This window comes from Plasticicumulans sp., from assembly GCF_035331805.1.
In the GTDB taxonomy this organism is placed as follows: Bacteria; Pseudomonadota; Gammaproteobacteria; order Competibacterales; family Competibacteraceae; genus Plasticicumulans.
The window spans coordinates 1-1,936 of record NZ_DAOLKE010000204.1 but is presented as its reverse complement, the minus strand read 5'-3'; the positions used below and the strand labels follow the sequence as shown (position 1 = coordinate 1,936).

3 protein-coding genes and 1 pseudogene are annotated in these 1,936 nt (G+C 69.9%); 2 read left to right on the top strand and 2 right to left on the bottom strand.

Going from position 1 to position 1,936, the window contains the following annotated elements; all coding sequences use genetic code 11:
• Positions 1-137 precede the first annotated feature (137 nt).
• Positions 138-821, top strand: coding sequence for an OmpA family protein (locus tag PKE44_RS13325; RefSeq protein ID WP_324551988.1), 684 nt, complete (start codon positions 138-140; stop codon positions 819-821).
• A gap of 118 nt (positions 822-939) precedes the next feature.
• On the opposite strand, the gene PKE44_RS13320 is transcribed toward PKE44_RS13325, so the two are convergent.
• Both PKE44_RS13320 and PKE44_RS13315 read right to left on the bottom strand, forming a co-directional pair.
• Entirely contained in the window at positions 940-1,113 is a 174-nt protein-coding gene (locus PKE44_RS13320) for a hypothetical protein (RefSeq protein ID WP_324551986.1), read from the bottom strand.
• Between the two features lie 30 nt (positions 1,114-1,143).
• Positions 1,144-1,359: a hypothetical protein gene (locus PKE44_RS13315; RefSeq protein WP_324551984.1), complete on the bottom strand. Its 216-nt coding sequence runs from the start codon at positions 1,357-1,359 to the stop codon at positions 1,144-1,146.
• Positions 1,360-1,529: 170 nt separating this feature from the next.
• Between PKE44_RS13315 and PKE44_RS13310 the strand changes: the two are divergent.
• Positions 1,530-1,936, top strand: a pseudogene (locus PKE44_RS13310) (primosomal protein N'); the annotation flags it as partial.

The following is a 1,936-nucleotide window of genomic DNA, read 5'->3' as shown; positions in this document are numbered from 1 at the left end:
TGGTGACACCGGCTATTCTTTTGCCCCGATCCGGGCGTCGCACCTGCGCGGTCCTTGCCTGTCATGACCCTCGCGACGTCCTCGCACCGGCCCACCGCAACGGGCGCCGGTTTCCCCGGGAAGCAGAGGAAGACTCCATGACCCAGAAGAAGAACCTGGCCGTGCTGGCCGCCATCACGCTCTCGCTCGCCGTGGCCGGCTGCGCCCAGCCCGGTGCCGGCGGTGGCGGCAGCAGCAGCGGCAGCGGCATGAGCAGCACCGCAACCGGTGCCGTCGCCGGTGCCGCACTCGGCGCCCTGGCCGGCGGCCTCAGCGGCAAGCACGACAAGGCCAAGCGTGCGCTGATCGGCGCCGGCGTCGGCGCGCTCGCCGGCGCGGCGGTCGGCAGCTATCTCGACAAGCAGAAGAACGATCTGGATGCGCAGCTGGCCGGCAGCGGCATCGGTGTCGAGCGCAAGGGCGACAGCATCGTGCTGAACCTGCCCGAGGCGATCACCTTCGACAGCGGTCAGGCGGCCCTGAAGCCGGCGGCCGAGCCGCAGATCGACCGCATCGCCGCGGTGCTGAAGGAATATCCGCAGACCGTCGTCGACATCGCCGGCCATACCGATTCGACCGGCGCGGCCGAGGCCAACCAGGCGCTGTCGCAGAAGCGCGCCGGTGCCGTGGCGCTGCGCTTCGTCAAGGCCGGCCTGCCGTATGCGCGCATGGTGGTCTCCGGCTACGGCGCGACGCGTCCGGTCGCCGACAACGCCAGCGAGGCCGGACGCGCGCAGAACCGTCGCGTCGAGATCACGCTGCTGCCGGTCACGCAGGGCTGATCCGGCGCCGGATCACGCCGCGCGCCACGCCGCAAAAAGTGAAGGCCGGCCCTGCCGCGATGGCAGGAGCCGGCCTTCTTCAGCTGTGCCGCGGGCCGCCGTGCCCCCGGCGCTGGCCTCACTGGGCCATGCCGATGCGCAGGCGGCGCGCGGCCGACAGCCAGTTGCGTTCGAGCCGCTCACGTTCGGCGCGCGAGACACCGCGGGCGCGGGCCTCGAAGTAGGCCTGCTGGGCCTCGATTGCCGCGACCGTCTGGGCGTGGACGGGTGAATCGTTCCGGTCGATGTTCATGGTTTCGCCTCCAGAGCCGTGCCAATGGAATTACGCGCTTTCCCCTGCATCAGGGGACGGCGGGGCGTCTGATGCGCCCCTGCCGTTCTCGGCGAGGTAGCTGCGGATGAAGCGCCGCACCTCGCGTGACGCCGTCGTATCCAGGTCGCGGCAGAGGTCCACGAATTCGTCGCGAAGGTCCTTTTCGATGCGGATGACGAATTTCGCTTCTTCGTCTCTGTCCTTCTTCTTGCCCTTCTTGCCCATGCCCGGATGACTTTTTTGTATAGACGACGTGGGCACAGTATCTACACGCTGTGCCTACCGGACAAGTGAATGTTTCGTGAAGAATTTGTGCAGGAACCGTGAGGGTTTCGTGACGGATGCATGAAAACCCGCGCCGGCCCGCCCCCGGCGCCGGCCCCTACAATGCCGGGATGCAAGCCCCGATCCTGCGCGTCGCCGTGCCCTCGCCGCTGCCTGCCGCCCTCGATTACCTCGCACCGCCCGGTCCGCTGCCGCCGCTGGTGCCGGGGCTGCGCGTGCGCGTGCCGCTGAAGAACGGCGAACGCATCGGCGTGCTGCTGGATACGGCCGGCGCCAGCGAACTCGCCTCGACGAAGCTCAAGCCGGCGCTGGCGATCCTCGACGACACGCCGCTGCTGCCGGCCGAACTGCTCGCGCTCGGTCACTGGGCGGCCGGCTATTACCACCATCCGCCCGGCGAGGTGTTCGCGACGCTGCTGCCGGCGGCGCTGCGCGATGGCCAGCCACCGCTGCGCCGCTGCGAGCCGGGCTTCCGGATCACCGAGGCCGGCCGGCTGGCGCTGCAGGAGCAGGCGAC